The sequence below is a fragment of the Nocardia sp. CDC519 genome, from assembly GCF_059509835.1.
The window spans coordinates 6,507,978-6,534,104 of sequence record NZ_CM183377.1 but is presented as its reverse complement, the minus strand read 5'-3'; the positions used below and the strand labels follow the sequence as shown (position 1 = coordinate 6,534,104).

22 protein-coding genes and 3 pseudogenes are annotated in these 26,127 nt (G+C 66.9%); 14 read left to right on the top strand and 11 right to left on the bottom strand.

The features are described from left to right. Positions 1–3: 3 nt before the first annotated feature. The 6 genes from AC5W7N_RS30110 to AC5W7N_RS30085 form a co-directional block, all read right to left on the bottom strand. On the bottom strand, positions 4–591 hold the full coding sequence (locus AC5W7N_RS30110) for a P-loop nucleotide/nucleoside kinase family protein (protein ID WP_195007125.1): 588 nt from the start codon (positions 589–591) through the stop codon (positions 4–6). 123 nt (positions 592–714) lie between these two features. After that, a complete protein-coding gene (locus AC5W7N_RS30105) occupies positions 715–1,992 on the bottom strand; it encodes an MFS transporter (RefSeq protein WP_495922928.1) in 1,278 nt (425 codons plus the stop codon). Between the two features lie 312 nt (positions 1,993–2,304). Further along, positions 2,305–2,622 (bottom strand): hypothetical protein, encoded by a 318-nt coding sequence (locus AC5W7N_RS30100; protein WP_195007127.1) that lies wholly within the window; start codon positions 2,620–2,622, stop codon positions 2,305–2,307. Positions 2,623–3,410: 788 nt separating this feature from the next. Then, positions 3,411–3,614 carry a hypothetical protein gene (locus AC5W7N_RS30095; RefSeq protein WP_495924236.1) on the bottom strand — a complete coding sequence of 68 codons (204 nt, stop codon included), beginning with the start codon at positions 3,612–3,614 and terminating at the stop codon, positions 3,411–3,413. Positions 3,615–3,824: 210 nt separating this feature from the next. Continuing rightward, complete coding sequence (locus tag AC5W7N_RS30090; protein WP_495922926.1) at positions 3,825–4,388, bottom strand: dihydrofolate reductase family protein; 564 nt, start codon at positions 4,386–4,388, stop codon at positions 3,825–3,827. Between the two features lie 257 nt (positions 4,389–4,645). Further along, positions 4,646–5,236, bottom strand: a complete 591-nt coding sequence (locus AC5W7N_RS30085) for a hypothetical protein (RefSeq protein ID WP_495922924.1) — start codon at positions 5,234–5,236, stop codon at positions 4,646–4,648. 401 nt (positions 5,237–5,637) lie between these two features. Between AC5W7N_RS30085 and AC5W7N_RS30080 the strand changes: the two genes are divergently transcribed. From AC5W7N_RS30080 to AC5W7N_RS30070, 3 genes are all read left to right on the top strand, one after another. Next, complete coding sequence (locus AC5W7N_RS30080; RefSeq protein ID WP_495922923.1) at positions 5,638–5,808, top strand: hypothetical protein; 171 nt, start codon at positions 5,638–5,640, stop codon at positions 5,806–5,808. A 9-nt stretch (positions 5,809–5,817) separates the two neighbouring features. Next, positions 5,818–6,120, top strand: coding sequence for an Rv0361 family membrane protein (locus tag AC5W7N_RS30075; RefSeq protein WP_495922921.1), 303 nt, complete (start codon positions 5,818–5,820; stop codon positions 6,118–6,120). 985 nt (positions 6,121–7,105) lie between these two features. Beyond that, the gene (locus AC5W7N_RS30070) at positions 7,106–7,711 is read left to right on the top strand and encodes a hypothetical protein (RefSeq protein ID WP_495922920.1); all 606 of its coding nucleotides are present in this window, start codon (positions 7,106–7,108) and stop codon (positions 7,709–7,711) included. Here AC5W7N_RS30070 and AC5W7N_RS30065 read toward each other — a convergent pair. Beyond that, a pseudogene (locus AC5W7N_RS30065) lies at positions 7,706–8,098 on the bottom strand (IS110 family transposase); the annotation flags it as partial. The gene AC5W7N_RS30070 and the pseudogene AC5W7N_RS30065 overlap by 6 nt on opposite strands. Before the next feature lie 73 nt (positions 8,099–8,171). Between AC5W7N_RS30065 and AC5W7N_RS30060 the strand changes: the two are divergent. The 3 genes and pseudogenes from AC5W7N_RS30060 to AC5W7N_RS30050 form a co-directional block, all read left to right on the top strand. Further along, positions 8,172–8,897 (top strand): annotated as a pseudogene (locus AC5W7N_RS30060) (serine/threonine-protein kinase); the annotation flags it as partial. 280 nt (positions 8,898–9,177) lie between these two features. Further along, the gene (locus AC5W7N_RS30055) at positions 9,178–9,972 is read left to right on the top strand and encodes a hypothetical protein (protein ID WP_495922918.1); all 795 of its coding nucleotides are present in this window, start codon (positions 9,178–9,180) and stop codon (positions 9,970–9,972) included. A gap of 64 nt (positions 9,973–10,036) precedes the next feature. Then, on the top strand, positions 10,037–10,801 hold the full coding sequence (locus AC5W7N_RS30050) for an FHA domain-containing protein (RefSeq protein WP_495922916.1): 765 nt from the start codon (positions 10,037–10,039) through the stop codon (positions 10,799–10,801). Between the two features lie 693 nt (positions 10,802–11,494). On the opposite strand, the gene AC5W7N_RS30045 is transcribed toward AC5W7N_RS30050, so the two are convergent. Further along, positions 11,495–12,979 carry an SDR family oxidoreductase gene (locus tag AC5W7N_RS30045; protein ID WP_495922914.1) on the bottom strand — a complete coding sequence of 495 codons (1,485 nt, stop codon included), beginning with the start codon at positions 12,977–12,979 and terminating at the stop codon, positions 11,495–11,497. 390 nt (positions 12,980–13,369) lie between these two features. Between AC5W7N_RS30045 and AC5W7N_RS30040 the strand changes: the two genes are divergently transcribed. The 7 genes and pseudogenes from AC5W7N_RS30040 to AC5W7N_RS30010 all read left to right on the top strand — a co-directional run bounded on the left by AC5W7N_RS30040 (position 13,370) and on the right by AC5W7N_RS30010 (position 21,622). Next, positions 13,370–13,867 carry a DUF6764 family protein gene (locus AC5W7N_RS30040; RefSeq protein WP_194992381.1) on the top strand — a complete coding sequence of 166 codons (498 nt, stop codon included), beginning with the start codon at positions 13,370–13,372 and terminating at the stop codon, positions 13,865–13,867. Positions 13,868–14,084: 217 nt separating this feature from the next. Continuing rightward, positions 14,085–15,263, top strand: a complete 1,179-nt coding sequence (locus tag AC5W7N_RS30035; RefSeq protein WP_228815078.1) for a polyprenyl synthetase family protein — start codon at positions 14,085–14,087, stop codon at positions 15,261–15,263. 46 nt (positions 15,264–15,309) lie between these two features. Further along, positions 15,310–16,836, top strand: coding sequence for a phytoene desaturase family protein (crtI, locus tag AC5W7N_RS30030; protein WP_195019375.1), 1,527 nt, complete (start codon positions 15,310–15,312; stop codon positions 16,834–16,836). After that, positions 16,833–17,789: a phytoene/squalene synthase family protein gene (locus AC5W7N_RS30025; protein WP_495922911.1), complete on the top strand. Its 957-nt coding sequence runs from the start codon at positions 16,833–16,835 to the stop codon at positions 17,787–17,789. Before crtI ends, AC5W7N_RS30025 begins: the two co-directional genes overlap by 4 nt. Positions 17,790–18,011: 222 nt before the next feature. Next, a complete protein-coding gene (locus AC5W7N_RS30020) occupies positions 18,012–19,514 on the top strand; it encodes an alpha/beta hydrolase (protein ID WP_495922909.1) in 1,503 nt (500 codons plus the stop codon). Between the two features lie 43 nt (positions 19,515–19,557). Then, positions 19,558–20,270 (top strand): annotated as a pseudogene (locus AC5W7N_RS30015) (response regulator transcription factor). Then, positions 20,270–21,622 carry a HAMP domain-containing sensor histidine kinase gene (locus AC5W7N_RS30010; protein ID WP_495922907.1) on the top strand — a complete coding sequence of 451 codons (1,353 nt, stop codon included), beginning with the start codon at positions 20,270–20,272 and terminating at the stop codon, positions 21,620–21,622. The pseudogene AC5W7N_RS30015 and the gene AC5W7N_RS30010 overlap by 1 nt, the downstream one beginning before the upstream one ends. A 329-nt stretch (positions 21,623–21,951) precedes the next feature. On the opposite strand, the gene AC5W7N_RS30005 is transcribed toward AC5W7N_RS30010, so the two are convergent. Next, positions 21,952–22,614, bottom strand: a complete 663-nt coding sequence (locus tag AC5W7N_RS30005) for a fasciclin domain-containing protein (RefSeq protein ID WP_194992023.1) — start codon at positions 22,612–22,614, stop codon at positions 21,952–21,954. A gap of 55 nt (positions 22,615–22,669) precedes the next feature. Next, positions 22,670–23,155, bottom strand: a complete 486-nt coding sequence (locus tag AC5W7N_RS30000; protein ID WP_495922905.1) for an FAD-binding domain-containing protein — start codon at positions 23,153–23,155, stop codon at positions 22,670–22,672. 312 nt (positions 23,156–23,467) lie between these two features. Here AC5W7N_RS30000 and AC5W7N_RS29995 point away from each other — a divergent pair, with 312 nt between their 5' ends. Then, positions 23,468–24,331 (top strand): MerR family transcriptional regulator, encoded by an 864-nt coding sequence (locus tag AC5W7N_RS29995; RefSeq protein WP_195007129.1) that lies wholly within the window; start codon positions 23,468–23,470, stop codon positions 24,329–24,331. Between the two features lie 236 nt (positions 24,332–24,567). Here the strand turns inward: AC5W7N_RS29995 and AC5W7N_RS29990 are convergent, their stop codons facing one another. Beyond that, on the bottom strand, positions 24,568–26,007 hold the full coding sequence (locus AC5W7N_RS29990) for a DUF1254 domain-containing protein (protein ID WP_194992502.1): 1,440 nt from the start codon (positions 26,005–26,007) through the stop codon (positions 24,568–24,570). Between the last annotated feature and the right edge of the window lie 120 nt (positions 26,008–26,127).

Sequence of the window (26,127 nt, the reverse complement as noted above, 5' to 3'; positions counted from 1 at the left end):
CGATCAGTTGGCTATGACGAGATCTACGACGTCGTGGGCTGTCTCGCGGACTCCGCTGTCGAGGACTTCTGTTTGGTAGGTGGCCCAGTCGGCGAGTTTGGGCTTGTCGCGGTCGAGACCGCGAGCGGTGATCCGGGCACGGATGACGTGGCTGGGGGTATCCATCCAGATCGTGGTGATCGGCGCCTCGGTCGGACCGAAGTCGCTGCGGACATGGTCGGCCAGGCTGAGGCGACGTGCGGCCGCCGCGCGGATCGGCGAAAGGAACGGTGCGTCGAGCACCACCGGGCAGCGGGCAGCCACGGCCAGTCCGGTGCGAAGCAGCCCATCGTAGATGCCGGGCGCGACCACCTGTCGGTAGAGCGCGGAATCGCGGTCGAAGCGATCCCCGGTCAACCGCTCGGTCACCGATTCCTCCAGTAGCGGTGCGAACGTATCCTTGTCCAGCCGAACCCCGCCCACGTAGTCGGCGGCGAACCTCGACGCAGTGGTTTTGCCCGAACCGGGGAAGCCGCACAAGACCACCACACCACCGCCACGGTGACGCTCCAGGCTGTCACGCAGCGCCGCGCGCACATGATCACAGAGCATTGAACCAGCATCCGGCGATGTCAGTTCGGACCCGGTGACTAGGCCCGCGTCTTCCGCGCGCTCGGTTGTCAACTGTCCTCGCCTCCCCTCGTGGAGACCGTAACGCTACGGACATCCTTTGCGCTACCGGCCTTCGTCACGGCTCGCTTCGCGAGATTCGCCATCCGTCTCTGGGTGGGCCGAGTCGTTGATTTCCGGCGAGAGCTGAGGGTTACCCAGTTTCGCTACACCGCGGACGGGAAGGACGGCAGCGATCGAGGCCACCAGGATCACTGCCGCGGCCCAAGCTACTGGTTCGGGCCCTATCAGGGGAATCGTGGCGGCGGCCAGGAGCAGGCCGACCGGGCTGAGGGCAGAATTCGCTAGGGCGTCGATGGACAGCACGCGGCCCAGCAAGTCGGGGGGTGTCCCGGTCTGTAGGGCCGATATCCACAGGACACCGAATAGGGACAGTCCGATCCCCGCGACGGCGCTGGCGGGAATGATGACCCATGCGGGGGCGACCATCGCGACCGCAGCGACCTGGGGAAGCTGCGCGGAAAGCGCGAGCATTCCCCACAGGCCGGGGCGTGTGGTTTGCACTGTGCCGCCCCACGCTGAACCCGCGAACGCTCCCAGCGCTTCGGCGGCAACGATCAAGCCGACCAAGCGGCCGTCCCATTCCTCGGCGTAGAGCATGGGTATGAGCACCGAGAGCGGGCCCATAACCAACGCGATTTGTACAGCGCCCTGGATCAGGATGGCGAGCTGCCACCGCTGCGTCAGCACATATCGTGCCCCGCCGACTGCCTCTTCGAGGAATGACGATTCGTCGTCGTTCCGGGATGGTGCGGAATCTGCGACGCCGAGCAGAGTGAGGACGCTGACGGTAAAGGCGGCGACGTTGGCGACGAGGGCGAACTCGGCGCCGGCCGAGGCAACCGCGATACCGCCGATCGCGGCTCCGACGATGGCGGCCAGCCGGTTCGACATCGACCGTAGCGCATTGGCCGGACGCACATGATCAGCGGGCACCAAGGAGGGGATAAGGGCGCCGTAGGCGGGCCGGTAGATACCCCCACCGACGCCCATGCACAGAGATAACGCAGCCAGTACCACCAGCGGCGCGTCGACTCCCAAGGTCAGGATCGAGATGACCGCGACGGCTCGGATGAGGTCCGACACGATGATCACGCGGGTGCGCCGGAATCTGTCGATCAGGCCACTGCCGATAAGCAGCGAGACCACACCGCCGGTCGCGACGCACGCGAGTACGACGCCGATCGCCTGTACTCCGTCATCGCGCTTGGCCAGGAACAGCGTAATGACAACCGCGAACATGGCATCGCCGACCATGTTGACCAGTTGGCCTGCCCACACGCGCCGGAATACCGGGAACCGCAGGACCTCCAGGACGCTCACGCGCTCTCACCACCCTTATCCGAACAGTTTGCATGTCGGCGGAGGATTCGCTCGCCCAGCGATCCGGCAAGCGAATCGGCGTCAGCACCATCGACTGTGACAACCCTGTACATTTTGTCGTGAGTGATCGAGCCCCCCCCGCGTCCTCCAATCGCGACAACAGGTTCCGGCCGCCGCGAATTGCCCGCTCTTCCACATGCGGATCGTCACTGCGATGCCGCAGCCGACGAACAAGCTCGTCCACGACTGAAGCCTGCCTGTCGCTTGCTGCCGTGGCGATCACGACCGAGTCGATGCGCGCGAGCACTCGGTTCAGGCGCGTTCGGTACTGCTCGGTGTGCTGTAGGGCCAGGCCGCCACTGCAGTCTCGTAGGGCAGTACGAGCGCGGTGAGTCCGAGCAGCGCGTCGGTGATCTCGGCCGCCGGCGCCCGCACGGTCAACTCGGTCCATCCTGCTCCTACCAGTACGGCGAGGGTGAGCAACGCCGGGACGGCCCAGCAGGCGGCACCGGCTATGAACTGTTTCCACCCGCTCCGCCATTCTGTGATCCCCAGATCAGACCAGCGGAGCCGGACGGGGAACCGCAGCATCAGCGCGATCAGGGGAACCACGAACAGTGTTGCCCCCACTGCCCGGACGATATGCCCCCCACGTGTGTACTCGGTGCCGGTGACTGCGTCCACTCCATCGATGAGCAGCATCCACCAACCGGTGACAGCCGCGAATACCACGATAATTCCGGCGGATACGGCGGCGCGGGTCGGCGGGGAAGCGGTCGGCGGCACCATACGTCGACCGTATGGCACGCGCCGGCCGGTGCGCGTCCTCCGATAGGACGACTCCGCGCCTGTGGCAAGTGGTCGGGTGACTTGGGTGAGTGGTGCTATCGAAACGTGGTCGGCTTGCTGCTCCGGAATAGGGGTGGAATCAGATTTGTCGGGGAAACGCTGTTGCATACCGATCTTCGGACGGACAACTATGTGGTGCGCCCGGGCGGCGGAGTGATGGTGTTGGATTGGGCGTGGCCCTCCGTTGGTGCGGCGTGGCTGGGCTTGGTGGTCCGGGGGACCGATTCTGGCGGTGCATAGGGTCGATCCGGAATCGATCCTGGGCTCGCATCCTGTCGCCCGGGACATTGATCCTGATGCGATCTCTGCCGTGGTGTGTGCGCTGGCGGGATACTGGACCCGGGCGCTCGGTCGGGCCAGCTGCCCATCAGATCTACTGGAGCGGACTCACTTCTGCTGTGGCCATCACCGCAATGAAATGGGAGATGGACAGGGGTGCGACTGCTGTGCGGCCAACTGCATTCGTTCCGCAGCCCCTCAGTGGCCGATGCGGGGTGAGAGGCATTCCCGTGTCAGTGACCAGTTCTGGCCAGTCAGTCGTTGGAAGGCAGCGACGACATTGGCGGTCGTTACCCAGCTTTGGTGCGTCGTCTGCAAGATCCTGTTGGTCCCCGGGCCAACACCGAGATCGTTTGGGCAAGTTCGGAAGCGGCAGGAAGTGTGCGGTGCAGGTCAGCGTCGACGCGTAGTATGTGGGGCAAGATCATGGCATCGGCGTGGTCGGATTTGGCGCGGGCCAAGGTGTGGTGTTCGCGGTAGCGGGACACCACCATCGGGTTGATCGCGAATACCGGGCGGCCAGGTGCCCGGATTATGGGCGCCATCAGGCCGCAGGGTGCTTCGATCGCGACGGGAATCGGTTCCTCGACCGTGTCGCCGACGTCGATGGAGTAGTTCCGTCCGCGCGGTGGAACGTCTGCTCCGGTGAGGGGCGGTCCTCCCGGATTCTTGGGCCAGCCCGGCCTGTTTCGAATCGGGTCTACTTAACGCCTGGTCTCGTATCTGGTCAGGAGCGCACCGTCAGGAAACGTCCGGGTCTCCACCAGGGTCAGATTCACCCAGTTGTCCAGGGTCGTGAAGAATGGCGTGCCGCCTCCCACCAGGACCGGATGGGTGACGATCGCGTACTCGTCGATCAGTCCGGCCCGCATGGCCGCCGCGGCCAGTGTGGCGCCGCCGATGTCCATGGGGCCGCCGTCCTCGGCCTTGAGCCGGGTGATCTCGGTGACCGCGTCGCCGGTGGCCAGGCGAGTGTTCCAGTCGACTGTGCTACTCGTCGAGGAGAACACCACCTTCGGCATGTCCCGCCAGCGGCGGGCGTACTCGATCTGCGCCGGTGTGGCGCCAGGCTGCTGGTCGGCGGTCGGCCAGTGGGAGCTCATCGTCTTCCACAACTTGCGCCCGTATAGCGCCATGGCCGGCGCCTTCGCCCGGTCGGACCACCACTGGAACAGCTCGTCGCTCGGCACACTCCAGCCGAGGTCGTCGCCGGGCGCGGCGATGTAGCCGTCCAGGCTCACGTTCATGGCGTAGGTGAGTTTCCGCATAGTGTCGGCCTCTCGTGAGTCGGTTGCCGTGACGGTAGATCACCTGAGGCGGGACCGGTCCCGGCCGCCAGAGGCAATGCCGATTGCCCGCATCAGCTCGCCAGGCTGAATGTTTTGTGTCTCGATCCTGACCTCACGGGCGGAATCGAGATCCATTATGGATAGGTGTGTCGGGGTCGATCCCGGTTGTTCACTGGTATGTGCGCGTCCGTGACCGCAGCATGATCCGATGTCCGAGCACTGGTTTCCGTGCCTGTTCAGCTTTTCAATCGGTCGAGAACCCGCCGTACTTGATCGATGCTCGCGCGCTGGATCTCCTCCAGGCCGACAGCATCGCTGTTGGCATGCAGTGTGTATTCGACCGTGAGGTTATCGTCGAGCACAACGATCTCGTAGTCGTAGGTGGCGGATAGTCCGCGGATACCAGGCTTTGCGAGCGCGGCGGCTTGCGCTTGGGTTCCCAGCCCCGGAATGGCCTTGACGGTCTCGCCGTTGTCACTTTTGTCGTTGACCGATTTGAGAGTTAGGTACCAGGACTGCGCGTTGGCCCGGTTTCTGAAGATGTCTGCTTCCAACCGGATTCCGGCGGTACTCACCACCCGTGGGCTGTCTGCCGATTCGAAATCGAGTCGGCATTCCAGGACCAGCCGGACACCGTTGTCACGTTTCTCCGGTTTCGGTGACCCGTAGTCGGCGTTCGGAACCGGCGCCCACGGCGGCACGAAGTCCGCCAGCACACACGGGTTCTCGATATCCTCGCCACTGTAGAGGCCGCCCCCATCTGGGGCACGGTCCCTCTCCGTCATCGAACAACCCGCCAGGGTCAATGCCAGGATCGCGGTAGCCAAGAATCTTCTCCTGCGGTCTTTTCTGGACGGGGCTCGAAAGGGATCCGGCCGCGAAGATCTGTCAGTCCGTGGTGTTCCCGACTGCAGGTGAGATCGGGGTGGTCGATGATGTCGGACATCACGACTCTCCACTATCGGGGTTGTGACTCGGGTGGCATACGACCTCCATGTTTGCCTAGGTCAGGGAGCCGGGTCGGGCTTTCGGACATTTCGGGATCTCCGCGGCGTGAGGCATCAATCGGATGGTGATCGAGCCGATGCGAGCCCGGCGTTCCCCAGCTCGGTTGAACGTAGCCACTCGCTGTGGGACCCCTCCCGAATCGCGCCGCTACCTTAGAGATTCAGCCGATCAACGCCCAACTCGGCACAACACGCGCAAGTCGACAGAGGAAGTGGTAACGATGACGAGTAACGATGCCACGAAGTCGCGCAGGCGAGCGGGTCTGCAGTTGCTCGTCGGCGCCGCGGTGCTGGTACTGGTTCTGGTGGGTATTGGGATAGCGCTGATCACTGCGGGCGTCGGGCCTTTCGCTTCCGACGAGAAGAAGATCGAGGAAGCGATCCGGGACTAAATCGAAGCCTTGAATTCCGAGGGGCCGCGCGGTGCGGTGGCCACGACCTGCCAGGCCGACCGCGAACAGTATGACCGGCAACCGGTGTCTGAACGCGAAAAGCTCGACAAGGCCAGATACCGCATGCGGGTCGATGCGGTGGTCGTCACGGACATCACCGGCGATCAGGCGAGCGCCAGAGTGAGTGGGCAATTCGAGGTCGAGAACGATGGCCAGGTGACGAAATTGGGAAATGGTTCGACCACTCGTCACTACTTCGCGAAGGAGGACGGGAGATGGAAGTACTGCGCTTCGGTCGGCTTCTCGAGGTGAACCCTGCCCGCCCTTCGGCGCATACGCATCGCGGCCGTCGGCGCAAGGGCGACCAGGCATCCACGCCCAGACGTACGACATCGGACGGTCGCGGACGCTTCGTCGCTCTGCTTGGTAGAGCACGAGACGCAGTGGGCTGGGCTCGCCCATTTATGGTGCCGGAGACTGCTTCGGCGGTCCCGTCTGTTCGCCGGCCGCACGTCATGTGGTGCCGAAGTTTCACGACTCCGGACGCCACGACGACCTATAACCCGGGTGTTCGCGGAAACGTGCGGCGAGTACCCGGACCGGCGGACACGGCCACGGCTCGATCAAGCGGCTGAGATACAGACTCTCGGCGATCGAACACACCATGGGACGGGTGCAGACCACGCAGCAAACGATATCGTCAGTGGGCTTCTCCCAGGGCTTGGGCGGATTGGGCAAGTCACGACCAACCATGGATCTGGCGGGCTCATGGCCATCGAGCTCATCGATCGCTGCCGACCCGAGTCGTTTCCAAGAGGAAGTCGGCCAGCGCGTCCTTGATCACCGGACGGTAGTACCGGTCTGAGTTCTCCGGCACGCGATCAACTCTCCTCGAGTATGGCCGTTGGTCGCTGCGAATCCGCGCCGAGCCGATCTGTGTCTGAGGACCCCTGCGCCCCCGGCGCGCCCCACCGAGTGTCGTGGACTTCCCGACGCTTGCCCCTCCGGGTCGTCGGACACTCGAACCGAGTTCGAGCCCGCTCCCGCAGAACTATGGGCCTGTGACCCGGGACCCCTCCCACCCAACAGACCTAGCCTTCCGCGCGCTCGCCGACCGCTTGCGCGCGACGGCCAGCCCCTGAGGGTTCCAGTTTCGATCACGGCGGTCGCCGATCTGCAGCGACACGGAACACACGTGCCGGGACCGGTCCCGGCCACTCCGGACACACTGGGAGCGTGCCGATTTGGCTAGCACCGATATCGTTGTGGTGCTTCTGGCCACGCCTGGAGGTCCCGCATGGGGTGGAATGACGATCCCGACGTACACTCGGCTCCTCGCTGGATACAGGCAATTTTCGCGCTGACCGCCCTTGTCTGGCTGGCCGTCGGCGGCCTTGGCTGGTGGACCACCGAACAGATCTGGCCGACGATCGCCGCAGGTGCCGCAGCGTCGGCGACCGCAGCCGGGGGACTCTACTACACGGCCGGTCGAACGATGTTCCCCAGGCGGTTGAACCGTGATACCGACCTGGTCGACCAGATCTACGTCAAAGCGCCGGAACTCATCGTGATCGTGGGCGTTGCGGTGCCGGCTGCTGTCGGCGCGATCGTCTGGTCGGTATCGGGTGATTGGCGCACGGTCGTCACCGGATGCGTCGTCGGCACGGTCCTGCCCGCTGTGATCGTTTCCGCATGGCTCACGTGGCGCGATGACTCGGGCTGTCTTGGCACCATGGCGGCGATCGCGCTGGCGCCGCTGCTCGGCGTGCCCGCGGGTCTGCTCGTGGCGCTGTGGGGCGGGAGCGTCGAGCTGGCGTGGGTGTTGGGCGGCCTCGGCGTTGCGGTGCTGTTGTTGAATCTGTTCTTCGCTGTTTCGGCCTACGCAGGCGTCTTGAAATCCTGAGTTCCGGGGCACCACCGGAAAGCCATTGCAACGACCGCGGATGCGTTTGCTGGTGCGGGTCGCTTCCCCGGCGAGGTCGTCGTCGAACCCGACGAGGACACCGAGCTCGGTGCGAGTTTCATCGCCCGTGTGGACTCGACGCAGCGTGTGCGGCATGGTGCGAGCGGCGTCGGCGATGCGACGCATCGACAACCGGGCTACTTGCGCGATGTCGTGGACGCAGGCGCGGGTGACGCTCAACGGCAGTGCGCTGATGATGTTGGGTTGATCGACCACGATCAACAACTCACGGCGTGGTGTTCGCCTTTGCCGACATAGATGCACGCAGAACACGTCGTATGCCTGTGCCACTTTGTTCGGGATTTCGCGTCGCCGACCCCGCTTGATTTCGCTGTCGAACCGGAGGCGTTCGGGTTGTAGGTTACTGGGCGACGTAAGTCCGTGCGGCGGAGACTGAACTGTGCGGTTTGGGGTGCGGATCGGAGTGGGCGTGCAGGCTTGTCAGCTGATTGCCGGACGGTACCGGTTGATCGAACAAGCAGGGGCGGGCGGCCAGGCGGTGGTGTGGCGCGCCCACGACGAGGAATTAGACCGCGAGGTAGCGCTCAAGCACGCTCGAGCCGTGAACGCCGAGGTGCTGCGGCGCGAAGCGCGGTTGTTGGCGCGGGTTCGCCACCCTCATGTGGTTCAGGTTTTCGATGTCGCGAGGCAGGACGGCGAGCTGTGGTTGGTCATGGAGTACGTGTCGGGCCAGACCTTGGTCCAACTGGGCGCACTCCCGACTGAACAAGTCGCGCGCTACGGCGCCCAACTCGCCGGTGCTCTGGCGGTCCACGAGGCCGGTGTCGTCCACCGCGATCTGAGCCCCGCCAATGTCCTGATATCAGCCGACGGCCGAGCCAGACTCAGCGATTTCGGTATCTCCCGGGACGTGCACGGCGATGTCACCCTTACCGGGGCGGTGCTGGTGCCCGGCACGCCAGGCTATTTGGCGCCGGAGATCGCCAACGGTGGCCGGCCGAGTTGCGCGTCGGATGTATTCGCTTTGGGAGCGACGTTGTACGCGGCGGTCGAAGGACGCAGTCCGTTCGGCTCGACCGATGAGAATCCTATGGCGCTGTTGCGGCGCGCTATGGACGGCGACGTCGCGTCCTCACGCAGAGCTGGGCCCCTCGCGCCGGTACTGGCTCAGCTGATGCGTGTATCGCCGACACAGCGTCCCACCGCGGAGCAGGCGCAGCGAATGCTGTCCGGGGTAGCTGAGCAGTCGGCGCCCGGCCGGACTGTGTCGGTCGATTCGGTGGCGGGACGCCTTCGGTGCACGGGCGCTACGGATTTCCTTGATCCTCGCGACTGTTGGCGCACTCGCGTTAGGGGCAGGCCTCAGGTGGTGGCCCACAAGCCCGCCCGTCGAGCAGGGACACCGCCTCGACCTCGGCGACCCGCGCACGATCGACCCTTGCTCGGTGGCCGATCCCGACTCCGTAGCGCGGTTCGGACCAGTTCAGGTCGAAGCCGACCTCGGCAACTTCAATCGCTGCGACCTCATGATCCGGCCGGTCAGCGGCAAGGAGGTGAATGTGCAGATCTCATTCGAGAACCCCACACACCTCGAACCGGAGGGCAGAATCGAGCGCGTGGGCGATCTCGAAATCGTGCGGATCACCGAACGCAGCGATCAGTGCGAGCGCACCGTGCTGCTGCCGGACCGGCATCAGATTCAGGTGAAGGCTCTCACCAATGTCGGTGGAGAGGCGCTGTGCGAAGTCGCCGAAGCCGCGACCACCGGTGTCGTGCACAAGTTGACCCGCCACGGCATCGTGCGGCGCACGGGGCCGGTCTCGTCGGATTCGTTGTTCAACCTCGACGCCTGCACACTGCCCAGCCTGGAAGGTCTGTCGCAAGATCCCGGTGTCGACGCGCTGCGGCCGGAGGTGGGCCTGGGGCGTTGGCTGTGCCGGTGGAGCAGCACCACCAGCCCAGGGTCGTTGGCGGTGTTCTTCGACCGCAATCCGCCGCTGAACGCGAGTAACGGCAGGCCGTTGAATCTGGCCGGGCACCGCAGTTTCCTTTCCGTCAACGGGTTCGGATCCAACACCTGCCGCATCGACATCGTGCACCGGGAATACACCACCGAATACTCCCGTACCGCGATGGAACTCGTGCTTGTGGTGGTCGCAGGGCCGCAACCGGCGGAGCGGCGCTGTGAGATCGCTACCCGGGTGGCCGAATCGGTAGCTTCGGCGTTGCCGCCGGTGTGAGTTGATCGCGGGAGGGGTCCCACCCGGGTCTGGGAAGCTGGGACCAACACTCGAGGAGGTCGACATGCCAGATCGCCGGGCCAGCTTGGCATACGGTGTTCCCGAGGCGCCCGCGGGCACCATCCACCTGTTGTCGATCAGCGCGCAGTACTCCGCTGGCCCGATCGAGGGCAGTCGTATCGTTTTCGGCCGCGACTGGGACGTAGTCGACATTTGCGTCGGTGGATACGACCCAGGGGTGAGTAGGCGCCACGGTCTGCTGGTCCACCGCGACCGGCGATGGTGGCTGGCCAACACCGGTCGCCGACCGATACGCGTCTCCGGTTCTTTGACCTTATTTCCGCAACAGGAGCCGGTGCCGCTCGATATCGGATACACACCGGTTTTCGTGCGTGGCACCGCCTCTCGTGAGCATCTGATCGAGTTGCATGTAGCCAGCGGAGACGACGCAGCCAGCTCGGCGGGTCCGAACGCGCTCACCCATCCGCCAAGAGCGTGGCGGTTGTCGCCGAGCGAGCGGGTGGTGCTGGTAGCGCTGGCACAGCGCTATCTGCTGCACGACCACTATCCGCAACCGGTCTCCTGGAACCTGGCCGCAACACATCTGGCCGAGCTGCAACCGGACAAGGGCTGGACCGCCAAGAAGGTCGAACACTTGGTCAGCGGAGTAAGATCCCGCCTTTCGGCTGCCGGAGTGTCCGGGCTGACCCGCGAAGAGGTCGGGGAGCCGATCGGAAATATGTTGAACCACAACCTCATTCGGGAACTTCTCGACAGCACCACCCTCGTGCCCCCGGACCTGCGCCTACTCGATGATCCGGCTGAATAGACACCGCGCGAGACGTGCTCCATGTTTGCTGGCGGCGCGTTGCGGTATGCGCCGGCCCAGCAGGGTCTGGCTCTGGCAAGGTAGACCAGGCGACCGAGCACCCGGTTCCAGCGCTGATGTACCTGGTCGAAATCTCCCATCCAGGCGGTGGTTGCGGATCGCCGTGCTGGCAGGCCGGCAACACCGGTAGCCCCGAACAGGTCGCCGCGGCATTGACCGAAACCGCTACCCGAATCGAACGGGAGCTGCACCGAGCCGGACCTGGCGTAGATCGCCGCAGACGCTGGTATCGCCTCCACGTCCGCTGGCCAGATGCCATTGTGCTCGATGGTGTCGAAGGTATAGCCGCCGTCCATGGTTATCGGCGCCTGAACAGTCGATTGCTGCGGCGACACCGTCGCTGCTTCTTCGTCCCCGACGGACGCGCCGACCTGCACTTGGATGCGGTCATCTGAGGAGAACTTGCCGATCAATGGCTGCGGCGCCTCCTTCGGGTCGCTGCCGATCTCTCGCCAGGCAACCAGCAACTCTTTTCGACATGGCCGACCCGCCGCGCCGCGCCGAAGGCTGCCTCGACAAGACCGGGTGGTGATCACCGGCCGTGCGAAACCAGTGCATTCGTCGGGGCCGAGGTGGCTAAATAGGTCGAGCCTGGGGCTATTCCGAGTGGGAATATTCTGATGCGCATGTGCTTTACCGGCGGCGAGCACCCTCCGAGGCTGCCGCCCGTTGTTCGGCGGTGCCGATGATATTGCGGACCATCCCGCCGAACACGACGTCGTGAAACGGCGTGATCGCTTTCCAGTAGAGATGTCCGGCCAGTCCGCGTGGCTGAAATACGGCGCGCTGCCGGTAGCGAGCTCCACCATCGGGTTCGGGCTCCACGCCGAGTTCGAGCCAGGCCGATCCGGGGACCTGCATTTCGGCGCGCAGACGCAGCAAGCGGGGGCGCTCGATGTGCTCGACGCGCCACCAGTCCAGGGCCTCGCCAGGGTGTAGACGATGCGGGTGCTTCCGGCCTCGGCGCAGTCCGACCCCGCCGCTGAGGCGATCGATCCAGCCGCGCAGCGACCACGCCAGTGGAAAGGAGTACCAGCCGTTCTCGCCGCCGATTGATTCGATGACCGCCCACAGGGTCTCCGGATCAGCAGTCGTGTGCTGTTCACGAAGATCCTCATACAGCGATCCGCCGGACCAGTCGGGATCGGTGGGCAGCGGATCCGACGGCGCGCGGGCGGTATCGGCGTCCGACCACCGGGTCGGGACGTCGGCGTTCCGGATCCGGGCGAGCGCGAGTTCGACGGCCCGTTCATAGGTGGTCGGTCCACCTTCGGGGGCCGGTATGTAGTCGGCGATGTCGTGGTCGTGGCAAATCACTTCGTGCACTAGGGATTCGATCAGGGGGACGGCCAGGGCACGCGGAACCGGAGTGACGATGTTGACCCATTGGGCCGAAAGCCATGGGGTGAGTACCGGGACGGGGAGCATGATGCGGCGAGGCAGTCCGGCGACGGCTGCGTACTGCCGCATCATCGTCAGATACGTTATGACGTCCGGCCCACCGATATCGAAACTCCGGCTGACGTCGACGGGTAGGTCAGCCGAGCGCACCAGGTAATGGAGCACATCGCGGACGGCGATGGGCTGGATCCGGTTGTGCACCCAGCGCGGGGTGACCATGGCGGGCAGGCGTTCGGACAGGTAGCGCAGCATCTCGAAGCTGGCCGAGCCGGATCCGATGATCACTGCGGCGCGCAGTTCGGCGGTGGGCACCCCTGATTCCCGCAGGATCGCACCGACCTCGGCGCGGGATGCCAGATGCCGGGATAGCGAGGTCTGGTCCGGGACGATGCCACCGAGGTAGACGATGCGCCCGACCCCGGCTGATCGCGCGGCCGCCGCAACCGTGCGCGCTGCGCGCTGATCGACATCGGCGAAATCGCGCCGCGTCAATGAATGGACCAGATAGTAGACGATCTGCTGGCCGGCGACCGCGGCATGCACATTCGCCTCGGCGGTGACGTCGCCGCGCATCACCTCGACCCGGTCCTGCCATGGGGCCCCGTTCAGTTTCGCTGGTGTTCTGGCCACGACGCGGACCTGGTGACCCGCTCGTAGCAGTTCGGGCACCAACCGGCCGCCGATGTATCCGGTGGCTCCGAAAACTACGCACCTCATATCCTTACCGTCTTCCTGTTCTGAGACATCACCTGAGGCGGAGTTGTCGCCACCGACCGTGGTCACCGAGGCCCGGTGCGCTGCGGCCAATACCCGTCACGGATGGACGAGTGGGCCGATCGACAACTACCACGCGGCTGCCCTGGTGGCGGTGGCGATTTCTATGGCCGTGAGGCCTGTTGCCGCGAGATGGCTCTTGATCGTTCTGTTGCTGTGGGTGCGCCCGCGCCGTCGGCTCGATCTCCGTGGACGCCCGCGCGCAAATCTACGCGATGCATCGATTCTGCATCGTTATCCGGGGTAGTGTGAAGACCACGGGCGGAAGTTCCGGCGCGTCCGTGCGCAGCCCGACGCGGGAGCGACCGGCAATCGAGAACGAGGGAGATCGTCATGTTCCATCTCACAACCACACGTACGCTCGGACTGCTGGTGAGCGTGGGCGCGGCCTCGGCGTGGTCACTGGCCGCAGGGCCTACTGTCGGAGCTGCGCCACCAGCGTCGTGCCAAGCACCCGGTCAGGCGGTCGTCGTCGCAGGCGAGGCCGGCGCGTCGTGCTCGGCTGAAAGCGACGCGGGTGGTGCCGCCGCGGCATACGGCCTCGGTGGCGACGCCGCCGCGGACGCCGCGGCCACGAGCCTGTCGCTGGCCATCGCCGCGAACGGCGGAATCGCCGCGTCCACCTCCCAATTCCTGTCCGGCCCCGCCGCGATCGCCGTGGGTCCGGGCGCGCAGGTCTCGACCATGGGCGTGCGGCCGGGGTTGTCCATCGGTATCGCCGGTCCGGGAGCCACGGTGACCGTCACCGGAACCTCGACACCGACCTGCACCGGCGGCCTCGGCTTCGCCGGGGACTTCCAGACTTTGCAGGGCTGCGTCTCGATGAGGTGAGAGACGCGCCGAATCGAGGAATAGTCGCCGGGTCCGGGTCCGGCGTCTGCTTCTGGCCGGACCCGTATGGGCCAGCGCAGCCATACCAGCCGGCGCATGCTCGGTCCACGCGCTCGAAGACGCCACCCATCGCATCGTGCGCGCGGCGGTCCACGGCCGGCACTGCCTCAGGCCGCGGCCACGGGCCGCTCCCGCACCCCGACGAGAGGACGGCCCAATGAGAATATCCGACTCGGAAACGATGCAGTTTGTCGCACGCCATGACATTCAGCGGACAGGACGTTCACAACATCGCCCGCAGCCGCCATCCTCTGGCGGACCAGACGGCGCCCAGCGGGACCCATTCCAGACGTGGCACGAACAGGTAGAGAATGAGTTGCGTACCCAGATCGAGCAGTTCGTAGACGCCCGGTGTGGCGAGGAACTCGTGACCGCCGGGTTCGATGAACCGGGCCGGATAGTGTGCGATTTCGTTTCCGGCGGCAAATATTTGCGCCCGACCTTCATGTACCTCGGCTGGCTCTGCGGTGCAACGGAATCCACGCCCGCCCTCCGCGCTTCGGCGAGCCTGGAGTTGCTCCACGCGTTCGCGTTGCTACAGGACGACGTCATGGATGCCGCCGACAACCGCCGCGGCCGCCCGTGCGCGCACCGGAGCCTGACCGCCTGGCACGCCGAGCAGGGGTTGTCGGGGTCGTCGTCGCGTTTCGGTGATTCCGCAGCGGTCCTGCTCGCCGATCTGTGCCTGGTGTGGGGCGAACGAATGCTCCGCGAAAGCGGCATCGAAGGAACGGATTTGGCGCGCGTGTGGCCACGTTACGATGCGATGCGTACCGAGCTGGCCATCGGGCAACTGGCCGACCTGCTCAACGATGCACGACGGATTCCGGCACTCGGCGACGTGCTCGACATCGCGCGCCGCAAATCCGGCAACTACACCGTACGCAGACCCCTGGAGTTGGGTGCGGCGATGGCCGGATGCCCGCCTGCGGTGATGCAGGCGCTCGGCGAATATGGAGCCGTCGTCGGCGAGGCCTTCCAGATCCGTGACGATGTGCTCGGCGTCTTCGGGGACCCCGCAGTCACCGGAAAACCCACTGGGGCAGACCTGTACGAACGCAAGGCCACCACTGTCGTCGCGTTGGCAGAACACCTGACCGGCCCCTCAGGCCGGGCGCGGCTGCATGAACTGTGGGCAGGTCGCGAGGTCGACGAGAAGGCGGTCCAGGCAGCCCTGACCGTGATCGTCGACAGCGGCGCTGCGCAGCGGGCCGAGCAGATGATCACCGAACGGTTCCAGCTCGCACAAGAGATCCTCGACAACGGCGTTCTCGATCCTTCGGCCGCCACGTCATTACGGCGAATGGCCTTGTTGTGCACAGAGCGCGAGCACTGAGACGCCAGCTCCGAATCAACCCCATTCACGATCAAAGGATGCCGAGATGCGTACCGTTGCCGGAAAAACCGACCATGTCGTGGTGGTCGGTGCAGGCCTGGCCGGACTATCCGCCGCGCTGCATCTCGCCGGGCGCGGACGGACGGTCACGGTGGTCGAGCGTGACCCGGTACCCGGGGGCCGTGCCGGGCGGCGCGACGTCGACGGGTATCGGCTCGACACCGGCCCGTCGGTGCTCACCATGCCCGACATCGTGGGCGACACCCTCGCCGCGGTCGGCGAACAACTCGGCGACCGACTCGAACTGCAGCCGCTGGTGCCGGCCTATCGTGCGTGTTTCGCCGATGGCAGCATGCTGGACGTCCACCACGACGCCGAGGCGATGGAACAGGCGATTGCCGAATTCGCCGGCCCGGTCGAGGTCGCCGGATATCGCAGACTGCGGGCCTGGCTGAGCGAGATCTATCGCGTCGAGCTCGAACGGTTCATCGCTGCGAACTTCGATTCACCACTATCGCTGGTGACCCCGGCCTTGGCCCGTCTCGTCGCCCTCGGCGGATTCCGTCGCCTCGATGCGGTGATCGGCCAGTTCCTCACCGACCCGCGGCTACGACGAGTCTTCACCTTCCAATCCCTGTATGCCGGAGTCTCGCCGCAACGTGCGCTGGCGCTGTATGCGGTGATCGCCTACATGGACACCGTCGGTGGTGTGTACTTCCCGCGAGGCGGAATGCGGGCTCTGCCCGACGCCTTGGCAGCAGCTGCCCGCGATGCGGGCGTGGACCTCCGCTACAGCCACACGGTCACCGAACTGGAACAGCGCCACGGCCGCATCACCGCCATACACACCACCTGCGGACAGCGCATCACCTGCGACGCTGTCGTAATCGCCACCGAACTCGACACCGCATACGAGCTGCTGGACCGCCGGCCCAGGCGCCCGCTTCGCCTACGGCCGGCACCATCGGCGGTTGTGCTGCACGCCGGCATGCCGACCGGCGCGGCGACCGCCCACCACAGCATCCTGTTCGGTGAGGCATGGGCCGGCACCTTCGACGAGATCATCGACCGCGGCGAACTGATGAGCGATCCCTCACTGCTGATCACCCGGCCCACCTCCACCGACCCGGCACTCGCGCCGGCAGGCCGCGACTTGTACTACGTGCTCGCCCCGGTACCCAACCTCGACCTCGGGCCGCATCTGGGCTGGGATCACAGCGGGTACGGCTACGGTCGGAAACTGGCCGGAGTCGTCGACTCGCGGCTGGTGCCCGGCTTCGCCGAGCACGCCGACATCGTGCACCTGGCAACACCCGCCGACTGGGCTCGTCAGGGAATGCTGGCGGGAACACCGTTTTCGCTGGCCCACACCTTCAGCCAGACAGGGCCGTTCCGGCCAGCCAACCTCCCGCGCGGGGTTTCGAACGCGGTTCTGGCCGGGTGCGGCACCGTTCCGGGCGTCGGTGTCCCCACCGCACTGTTATCGGGCCGGTTGGCCGCAGACCGCATCACCGGGGCAGTCGCCCCGGGCACCGGCACCACCATCGCCTGGACAGGGGGCACACGTTCATGATCAGCGCCGAACTCGACGCCGCGGCTATCACCGACCCACGGCTACGCCGCGCCTACCGGCGCTGCCGCGCGCTGAACGCCACACACGGCCGCACCTTCTTTCTCGCCACGCGCCTGCTCACACCGGCACAGCGCCCGGCGATCCACGCCCTGTACGGGTTCGCGCGCTGGGCCGACGACATCGTCGACGAGCCGGACCCCACCGGCGAAACCCCGGAGATCCGCCTGGAAACCCTGTCCCGGCAGCTGTTCGACAGCCTGCGCTCCGGCGACCGCAGCGACCCGATCCTCGCTGCGGTGAGCGATACCGCCACCCGCTATGGGCTCGACCACGCGCTGTTTCGAGCCTTCCTGGACTCGATGCGCGCGGACCTGACGGTCACCGCCTATCCCGATCGCGCCGCGCTGGACCGCTACGTCTACGGCTCGGCGGAGGTGATCGGCCTGCAAGTGCTGCCCGTCCTCGGCACGATCGTGCCCGCCGACGACGCCGCACCGTACGCGGCCGCGCTCGGTAAAGCGTTCCAGCTCACCAACTTCTTGCGCGATATCGCCGAAGATCTCGACCGCGGCCGGGTGTATCTGCCCGCAGACGAACTGGCCGCTTTCGACGTGGACCGGGACCGGTTGCACTGGTGCCGCGACCACCGGCGCACCGATTCCAGGGTCCGGGCGGCGCTGGCCGCCCAGCACGCCATCACCCGGGACTGGTACCGCATCGCCCGGCCCGGTATCGCGCTGCTGCACCCGGTATCGCGGCCCTGTGTGGCCACCGCCGCCGTGCTCTACGGCGAAATCCTCGATCGCATCGAGGCCGATGATTTCGCGGTCTTCGCCCGCCGGGCGACCGTGAGCCGGGCGCGCCGTGCCCGCGTCGCCGGTCCGGCATTGGCGCGCGCCCTGTGGGCGCGCCGCACTGGCCGCGCCTCCACCCGTACCCCGGCACTGCCATGATCGGGTACCACCGCGGTGGCGGCGGTCGGAGGTCTGCGCTGCCCTGAGCGCGGTGCCATCGGATCGAAGACGGGGCGGGGCGAGCCGTTCACCGCGGCGATGGGTGGCGAATCCTTACATTCCTTTGTCATCGGCTTGAGGGTGCTTTGCGATCGTTGCCGCAGGATCGCCAGGAGCGTTCCGGGCCGATTCCGGGGCGGTGGATCGGAAAGGTGCCCCGGTATGGGTGGATTCAGGCGTTCGGCAGTGGTGGCGATGATCGCCGCTGTCGTTGCGGGCTCGGTGACGGGCTGTGGCGAAACGAATTCGGTTGCGGGGGAGCAGGGTCTGCCCTGGTGTCCGACGGTGGCCGGGCACGCGGTCGACTGCGGTGTCGTCGAACGCCCCCTGGTCGCGGAACAACCCGGCCTCGGCACCGTGGACGTGGGCTACGCCCTGGTGCGACGTGCGAAGGCCGACGAACCGGCCGCCGGGACCGTGCTGCCGAATCCGGGTGGGCCGGGTGTGCCGATGATCGCCCACGCTGCCGAGGCCGCGGCGCTGGCACAGGGTTTGCTCGACGATCACGACCTGCTGCTGATCGATGCGCGGGGCACCGGGGTGTCGAGCCCGCTGGACTGCGGCCTCGACGACGACGCCTTCGCCTTCGGCACCCGTGCACGGCAGCAGGCCGCGGTGCAGACCTGCGGGACGACGCTCGGCGCGCGCGCCGCCGACTACACCTCGGCGGCCACGGCCGACGATTTCGACGCGGTGCGCGCACACCTCGGCATCGACACAGTGGTGCTCTACGGCATCTCCTACGGCACCTACCTGATGCCGGTGTATGCGCAGCGTCATCCGGATCGGGTGCGGTCGATGGTCCTCAGCGGCGCCTATCCGGCCGATTTCGATCGGTTCCAGCGACCCAACGCGGAGGCGGTGTCGCTGGCGCTGCACCGGATCTGCGAACGCAGCCGCGTCTGTGACGGCAGCACGGCGGTGGCCGATCTGACCGCGGTGGCCGCGCGGCTGCGCGAGACACCGATTCAGGTGCACGATCCGCAGCCGATGCGGTTGGACGAAGGCAAACTGGCCAACCTCGTGTTCGAGGCCGCCACCACCAACGCCGGGGCGCGGCCCGCGGAGATCGGTGCCCTCGGGCTGCTGCCCTCGGCACTGCACGCCGCGGCGCGCGGCGACGACGGCGAGCTGCGTGAATTCGTCCGCGTCGCACTGAGCGGGGCTGGGTATGAGAACGTCGACTCCTACCTGGCGGTTGCCTGCAACGACTACCCGACCCTGTGGTCGATGGATGCCCCGCCGGCCCGACGGGAGCAGCAGTACCGCGATGCCCTGGCCACGGTGGGACCGACGCTGGGTGGATTCAGTACATCCGGCTGGCTCAGCGGGCAACGCGACGGCGGCGACGTCTGCCTGCGCTGGCCCGGCCTCGCGGACCATCAGCGGCCCGACCGGATCCGCGATCTCCGCCCGCCGGTGCCGGTGCTGGTGATCTCCGGTGATCTGGATGCCATCACCCCGGATGCGAACGGCAAGCTGGCGGCCGCGGCGTTCCCGGATGCCACCTTCGTCTCGGTGCCCAATACCGGTCATGTGCCCGAGGTCGAACCCAGCGGTTGTGTGGCGGGCGTGATCACCGAGTTCGTCCGCACGGGCGCGGTGGGTTCTACCGACTGCATCGGCGCGGTCCCGCCGATCGCGGTGCGGCCGGTCACCGACTGAGGTCGCGGTGGTTGTGGCGTCCGGCATGCCGCAAACTGGACAGATGACCATATCGACGCAGGCGCGTGAGCACCTCGCGACCGTCCTGATCGCCGAGGACGACCCGAACGTTCGCTCCACCCTCGATCAGCTGCTGCGTTTCGAGGGCTACCGCGTCCTGCTCGCCCGCGACGGGCGGGAGGCGCTCGAGCTGCTGGATCGGGAAGGCCCGGATCTGGCCGTGGTGGATGTGGTGATGCCGCAGCTGGACGGCCTGTCGCTGGCCGGCTGCTGCGGCGGCGCGGTAGCCGATTGCCCATCCTGGTGCTGACCGCGCGGCATCAGGTGGGCGACCGGGTCGCCGGACTGGACGCCGGCGCCGATGACTATCTGCCCAAACCCTTCGACACCGAGGAACTGCCGGCCAGGCTGCGCGCCCTGCTGCGGCGCAGCACCTTCGATCTGCCGGAGCAGGCGGCGGCGCTGGCGGTGGCCGACCTGACCCTCGATCCGGTCACCCGGCAGGCCCATCGCGGTGGGCGACCGCTCGACCTCACCCGCACCGAATTCGACGTGCTGGAACTGCTCATGCGCAACCAGCGGGCGGTGCTGTCGAGAAGTCAGATCTACCAGCACATCTGGGGCTACGACTTCGACACCGAATCGCGGTCGCTGGATGTCTACATCGGGTACCTGCGACGGAAAACCGAAGAGGGCGGCGAGCCGCGCCTCATCCACACCGTGCGCGCCGTCGGTTACACCATCCGGGAGCACTGATGCTGCGGGCTCGATTGACGCTGGTCGCGGTGACCGCGGCGGTGGCAGCGATCCTGGTCACCGTCGCCACCGCGTACCACAATGTGGCGCCGCTGGTGGGCGCGCAGATCGAACGCGGCCTCTCCGATCGGGCCGACACGGTGCTCGCACTCTTGGACGTGTCGGCGCCGCTACCGGCCCGGCCGGACATGACCGAACAGCTGTTGTGGCCCGACGGCACGGTGCAGCCGCTGACGCCGGGGCGCGCCGCGTTGCCGGTCAGCGCGGCCGACCGCGCCGTCGCCGCGGCCGGGCACGGTGTCAACGCCAACAGCATCGTCGTCGACGGCGTGGGCTACGACGTGCTGACCAAGGCTCGCGCGCACGGCCAGGGCGCGGTGATGGTCGGCCAGAACATCGCCGAGGTCGATCGCATCGACAGCGAATTCCTCTGGCGCACAGCATTGATCACCGCCGCCGCGGTCATCGCGGTCGCGGTGTCGAGCTGGCTGCTCATCGGCCGGATCCTGCGACCGATCCGCCAGCTCGCCGCCGCCACCGCCCGCATCTCCACCACCAGAGAACTGTCCACCGTGCTGCCGGACCCCGACCGCGGCGAGGTCGCCGAGCTGACCCGCAACTTCAACAGCATGCTCGCGGCGCTGCGCGTTTCGCGCGCCCAACAGCAGCAGCTGGTACAGGACGCGAGCCATGAACTGCGGACCCCGCTGACCTCGATCCGCGGCAGCGCCGAACTCCTACAGCGCGCCCGCGGCCGGCTGGCGCCCGAGGACGAAACTCAAGTGCTGGCAACCCTCGTCCAGGAAGCCAAAGCCCTCGACGCGCTCGTCGGCGAACTCGTCGACCTGTCCGCCGACCGCTACGCGACCGAAACGCCGACGCCGGTGGCGCTCGCCGATCTGGTGCAAGACTGCGTATCCCGGATCCGGCGCCGCACCGGACGCACCGTCACCGTGACCGCCGAGGCGCCGGCCACCGTGACGGCACGACCGAGAGCCCTGACCCGCGCCATCGACAATCTCCTCGACAACGCCACCAAATTCAGCCCCGCCGACACCACCGTCAGCGTGACCGTGCACGGCAGCCGAGTGGCCGTCCGCGATCACGGCCCCGGCATCGACCCCCGCGAGCGCCGCGCGATCTTCGCGCGCTTTTACCGCGCCGATCACACCAGGTCCACACCGGGCTCCGGGCTCGGGCTGGCCATCGTCCATGACGTCGTCACCGCACACGGCGGCGACGTCTTGGCCGCGAACCACACCGCTGGAGGGGCGGAGGTCGGATTCGTCCTTCCCCAAGCAAGACCTGACGGGAGCGAACCGCCGGAAAAGCGCTCCGTGGTCGAGCTGTAGGGACACGGCAACATCGACGGCTCGCGTTCACCGCGTGGACGACGATCTCAAATGATCGGCGGTGACCGCAGAAGTCTCCTCGGTGGCTGCCATCGCAGCTTCGCGGCTTGTCAACTGTATGGTGCGATGCGGGACAGGCCGGTCCGCCCGACTGCCGGTGATGCGGCCTCAATCGAGCCAGGATGCACGGCTATCGCGAGCCTGATCGTCCAGCATGGATCGAACCACAGCGCGATCCTGCGATTCCTTTTCTCCCCAACGACCCAGTGAGCTGCCATCGAGTGAGAAGAGAACCCCAACGCCCGATCGGTGCCGCGCGGTAACCAGGGTCAGTTCGTGGGCGGCATGAGTACCGCGTCGATCAGGTAGACCGTCGCGTTCTCGGTCTGCACGCCGCCGCAGATCACCGCGGCATCACCGACCTGAATATCCTCACCGGACCGGGTGACGGTGACCTCGGCTCCCTGAACGGTCTTATGGGTGCCCGCGACCTCGTCCGGCGAGAGCCGGCCCGGCACCGCGTGGTAGGTGAGCACCGTGGTCAGCAGTTGGGCGTCGGTCTTCAACGTCTCGATGGTGGCGGGATCGACCGCCGCGAAGGCCTCGTCGACCGGGGCGAAGATGGTGAACTCGCCGGAGTTGAGCGTGTCGACCAGGTTGACCTGCGGATTCAGTTGCCCGGATACGGCCGCGGTGAGCTGGGTCAGCAACGGATTGTTCGCCGCGGCCACGCCCACCGGTTCGGCGGCCATGCCCTGGACCGAGCCCGGTCCGCTCGGCACCTGCTCGGCGTAGGACGCGCAGCCCGGCCCCACCAATCCGGCGGCGGGATCGCCGGCGGGCATCGAGGTGCCCGGCGTCATGGTGGTTTGCATCGCCTCCGTCGTCGTCGCCGGCGATGAGGAGTCCGATTCGTCATCGGTGCATCCCGCGGCGGCCGTGACGGCGAAGGCGAGCAGAGCGGTAGCCAAGGCGGCTCTGGTAGTTCTCATGTCGTTCACCAACTTTCCTCGGGCGGCGGGGGTCCGTCGCAACTGCCGATGTTCTTCACATGCCCGCGCACTCCGCGATCGGTGCGGGATAGCGGGCGAGGTCGACGCCGTGACGCCAGGGACGGTGGATCGCGGCGCCGGGCAGCTCGGGTATCCAGCGCCGGACGTGATCGCCGTCGGGATCGAAGCGGGCGGCCTGCCGTAGCGGATCGAGGGTGCGAATGCAGATAGGGCGACAGGTGGGAGGTGGCGTCGGCGTCGAGCGCGTCGCTGAGCCGGTCGCAGTCGCGCACAGCGCCAGAGACCGACTGGTGCAGCAGCTTTCGTCCGGTGGTTGCGCCGCCGACGTGCACTTGCGGGGAGCTGGGTTCTCGACAGAGTTCGGCAACGGCCGGTAGCTGGTCGGTGGGCACGGTTGGTGTCGTGAGATGGGTGGGTGCGGGAATGCGCGGCGGTGGTCGTCGATCCAAGGCCGGGAATACGGGGTGAAGACCGCGAAATGATCGCCGCCACCGGAGGGGCGCAAGGCGGCCGGATCCACCGCGGTCACCGATTCGCCGAAACGGGTGATGATGTCGCGAATCCCGCCAGCAGGATCGCCATCCGATTCCGTCCGGCCGTGGTGAACGTCTGCATCCGCAACTCCTCGGCTTCTGTCCGGTTTCCATCAACGCTAGCACAAAACGATGCATAAACGACGCATGGAGCACATTGGCTCGCCGGGCTTAGTGGGCTGATCTCACTCGCCTGCCCGGGTGCATGGCCGCGATGGCACCGCGCGGTGCGCTCCGGGCCTCGCGCGTGCGGCTCTCGGGCGGCGAGCCGCACGCGTCGTCGGGGCAGAATGATCTGCATGCTCGCCGGCCCGCCTCCCGCTCCCGACTCGCCCGGTTATCCGGTGCGGGTGGTCGCCGAACGCCTCGGCATCCCGACGGCGACACTGCGCAGCTGGAACCAGCGGTACGGCATCGGGCCCGCCCGCGAGCCAGGGCGTCATCGTCTCTACAGCGAATCCGATATCGCCCTGCTGGAGCAGATGCTCGCGCTGATCCGCGCGGGCGCGAGCCCGTCGAGTGCGGCGGCCTCCATCGCGGGCAAACGCACCGCGCCGGAGCGCGGCGGCTGGGCCGCGTTGCTAGACGCGGCCTTCGAACTCGACACCCATGCCATGGCCGATCTGCTGGCCACACACCTGGAAACCTTCGGCGTCATCGACACCTGGGAACTGCTGTGCCGCCCCGCATTCGCCGAGATCGTGGCACGTCAGCTGGGCGGCGAGGGCTGCGTCGACGTCGAGCATCTGCTGTCGTGGTCGATCACCGCCGCATTGCACACCTACCTGCCGCCCTCCGTCGGCGCGCGGCGCCCGCAGTCGGCGGTGCTGGCCTGTACCAGCGGCGAAACCCATGTGCTGCCGCTGGAAGCGCTGCGCGCCGCGCTCGCCGAACGTGGTGTGCGGGTGCGGATGCTCGGCGCGAACGTTCCGACGGCGGCGCTCACCGATACGCTCGCCCGCACCGATCGCCCGCCCGCCGTCGTGCTGTGGTCCCAGCAGGAGTCGACCGCTTTGATCTCGGCGATTCGCGCCGCGGGCGCGACCGGTGCGCGGGTATTCGTCGGCGGTCCGGGCTGGGAGTCGGCGATTCTGCCGGAATCGGCCCAGAGCCTGTCCGGACTCGCCGACGCCGTGGACCGGATCCTCGCCGCGGACGCCTGAGCCGACCGCCCCCGGCCGTATCCGGGGAGAGCCCCGTCACTCCGCCGATGGAACGACGCGTAATCGAGGCGTGGCTAGCATCCCACCGACCAGGACAGCGACTCCTCGAGTGGTCACGCATGGCCGCGAGGACGCCTGCCAGGACGCGACGCGTGGCCCGGAGGTTGCCGGCGGAGAGTTCGGCCGTGGCTACCCTGGCGCAGGAGCGGCCAACTCGGGCCGCGCCGTTATTCGAGCTAACGGTCAGTGCGGGTCACCGGGGGCGGGTTCCAGTTGCCGTCGATGACGGCCTGGTCGGGCCAGTACAGGCGCAGCATGAGATTGAACTCACCTGAGGCAGGCGCGGGAAGCCAGTTGGATTCTCTTGGAGTACCGGGGGTTTCGCGCTGAATATGGATGTCCAGTGAACCATCGGAGTTGGCGCGCAGATGTTCCCCGCGCACGGCGTAGCGATTGATCGGGTTGTCGACGAAGAAGCCGCTGTCGTTGTACATCGTCAGGGACCAGAAACCCGTGACCGGTGGTTTCTGGTCGGCGGGAAAGTGCAGCACGTAGTTGTTGTCCGCGCTCAGCTGGGCGCCGGTGTCGTCGAGGCGGGTCGAGGGGTAGATGGCGTCCTGTGGCAGGTTCGCGCCGAGCCCGGCGTAGGCCACCACCGCCCGGTCGGCGTAGGCGGTGCCGTAGTCGCCGACGCCGGTACGGGAAACGGTCCAGCCGTTGACCGTCGTGTTACCCATATCCCTCTCGATCTGCGACAGCGCCGTCGGCCACGCTAGTTCCCAGCGCGTGCGCTCGGACTCGGGGAGGGAAGCGAGGTTGAGCGCAGTGTCGGGGCGCCAGCCTATCGAGGCCAGTTCCGCCAGCAGAACTTCGTCACCGGGGCGCGTCTGGGCGTGTGAGAGCGCCGCGTAATAGAGGTCCCAGTACTGCTGCGGGGTCAGGTCGTGAATGTATTCGGCCACCTGCACCCGCTGCCAGTCGGTGTGGATCTCGGTATTGGTCGGCGGGGTGTACGGGCTGCCGTAGGAGCCGAGTGGGACCGCGCTCATGCGGTCCTGGAGCGCGATGACGCCGGGCAGGTCCTCGGGCCCGTCGACTTGGATGCGACCGATCATCCAACCGGTGTCGGTGGGCAGGCGGTATTCGTGCACACCGGCGGGGAGGGTACCGGCGAAGTCCGGGCCGACGATGGCGAACTGATAGCCATGCTGGTCATCGAGCGTGCGCGGACCAGCGGAGGCGTCGACGTTCGACCACATGTCCATGATCGGGAACAGGTGATAACGCCCGCTCATGTCCGGCACGCTCACCACCAGCGGCTGGGTCGAGACATCGAAGAACATCGACGTGTACACGGTGTCGACGTTCGGGCGCACAACGTCGGTGAAGCCGGCGCCGGGCAGGAAATGCAGATGAGCCAGCTGGTTCATCGGCGCCGCTCCGATGCTGGGATCCGGCACTGGGTAGTTCGTCGCCTGACGCCGGCTCACTTCCACCGACACCAGCGGATAGGTGTAGACATACGCCTGCACCTCGAGATCACCGGCTGCCGAATCGATTGCGCGCGAAGACGCCGAGGACTCGGCCGTACGCGTGACGGCGGCCATCGCGGTCGCGGTAACCGAACCGATCGCGGCTGCGGCCCTGCCGCGCCGAGACTTCGAGCTGCTGACCACCGCATCCTCCTTGGTAGGAATGTCGCCGAGCACAGCAGAGCCGACCGTCGGTCTGTCAGCTTCCTACCCAGAGTAGCCAGCACCTGCGTCCTGGGGCGGAATACGCGGGCATTGCGCGAG

Coding starts and splice junctions, on each gene's coding strand:
- AC5W7N_RS30040 (WP_194992381.1), top strand. CDS start 13,370: ATGTTCCATCTCACAACCACACGTACGCTCGGACTGCTGGTGAGCGTG.
- AC5W7N_RS30025 (WP_495922911.1), top strand. CDS start 16,833: ATGATCAGCGCCGAACTCGACGCCGCGGCTATCACCGACCCACGGCTA.
- crtI (WP_195019375.1), top strand. CDS start 15,310: ATGCGTACCGTTGCCGGAAAAACCGACCATGTCGTGGTGGTCGGTGCA.
- AC5W7N_RS30080 (WP_495922923.1), top strand. CDS start 5,638: ATGACGAGTAACGATGCCACGAAGTCGCGCAGGCGAGCGGGTCTGCAG.
- AC5W7N_RS30050 (WP_495922916.1), top strand. CDS start 10,037: ATGCCAGATCGCCGGGCCAGCTTGGCATACGGTGTTCCCGAGGCGCCC.
- AC5W7N_RS30095 (WP_495924236.1), bottom strand. CDS start 3,614: ATGGTGGTGTCCCGCTACCGCGAACACCACACCTTGGCCCGCGCCAAA.
- AC5W7N_RS30020 (WP_495922909.1), top strand. CDS start 18,012: ATGGGTGGATTCAGGCGTTCGGCAGTGGTGGCGATGATCGCCGCTGTC.
- AC5W7N_RS30005 (WP_194992023.1), bottom strand. CDS start 22,614: ATGAGAACTACCAGAGCCGCCTTGGCTACCGCTCTGCTCGCCTTCGCC.
- AC5W7N_RS29995 (WP_195007129.1), top strand. CDS start 23,468: ATGCTCGCCGGCCCGCCTCCCGCTCCCGACTCGCCCGGTTATCCGGTG.
- AC5W7N_RS30110 (WP_195007125.1), bottom strand. CDS start 591: ATGCTCTGTGATCATGTGCGCGCGGCGCTGCGTGACAGCCTGGAGCGT.
- AC5W7N_RS30070 (WP_495922920.1), top strand. CDS start 7,106: ATGGGGTGGAATGACGATCCCGACGTACACTCGGCTCCTCGCTGGATA.
- AC5W7N_RS30090 (WP_495922926.1), bottom strand. CDS start 4,388: ATGCGGAAACTCACCTACGCCATGAACGTGAGCCTGGACGGCTACATC.
- AC5W7N_RS30035 (WP_228815078.1), top strand. CDS start 14,085: ATGAGAATATCCGACTCGGAAACGATGCAGTTTGTCGCACGCCATGAC.
- AC5W7N_RS30010 (WP_495922907.1), top strand. CDS start 20,270: ATGCTGCGGGCTCGATTGACGCTGGTCGCGGTGACCGCGGCGGTGGCA.
- AC5W7N_RS30045 (WP_495922914.1), bottom strand. CDS start 12,979: ATGAGGTGCGTAGTTTTCGGAGCCACCGGATACATCGGCGGCCGGTTG.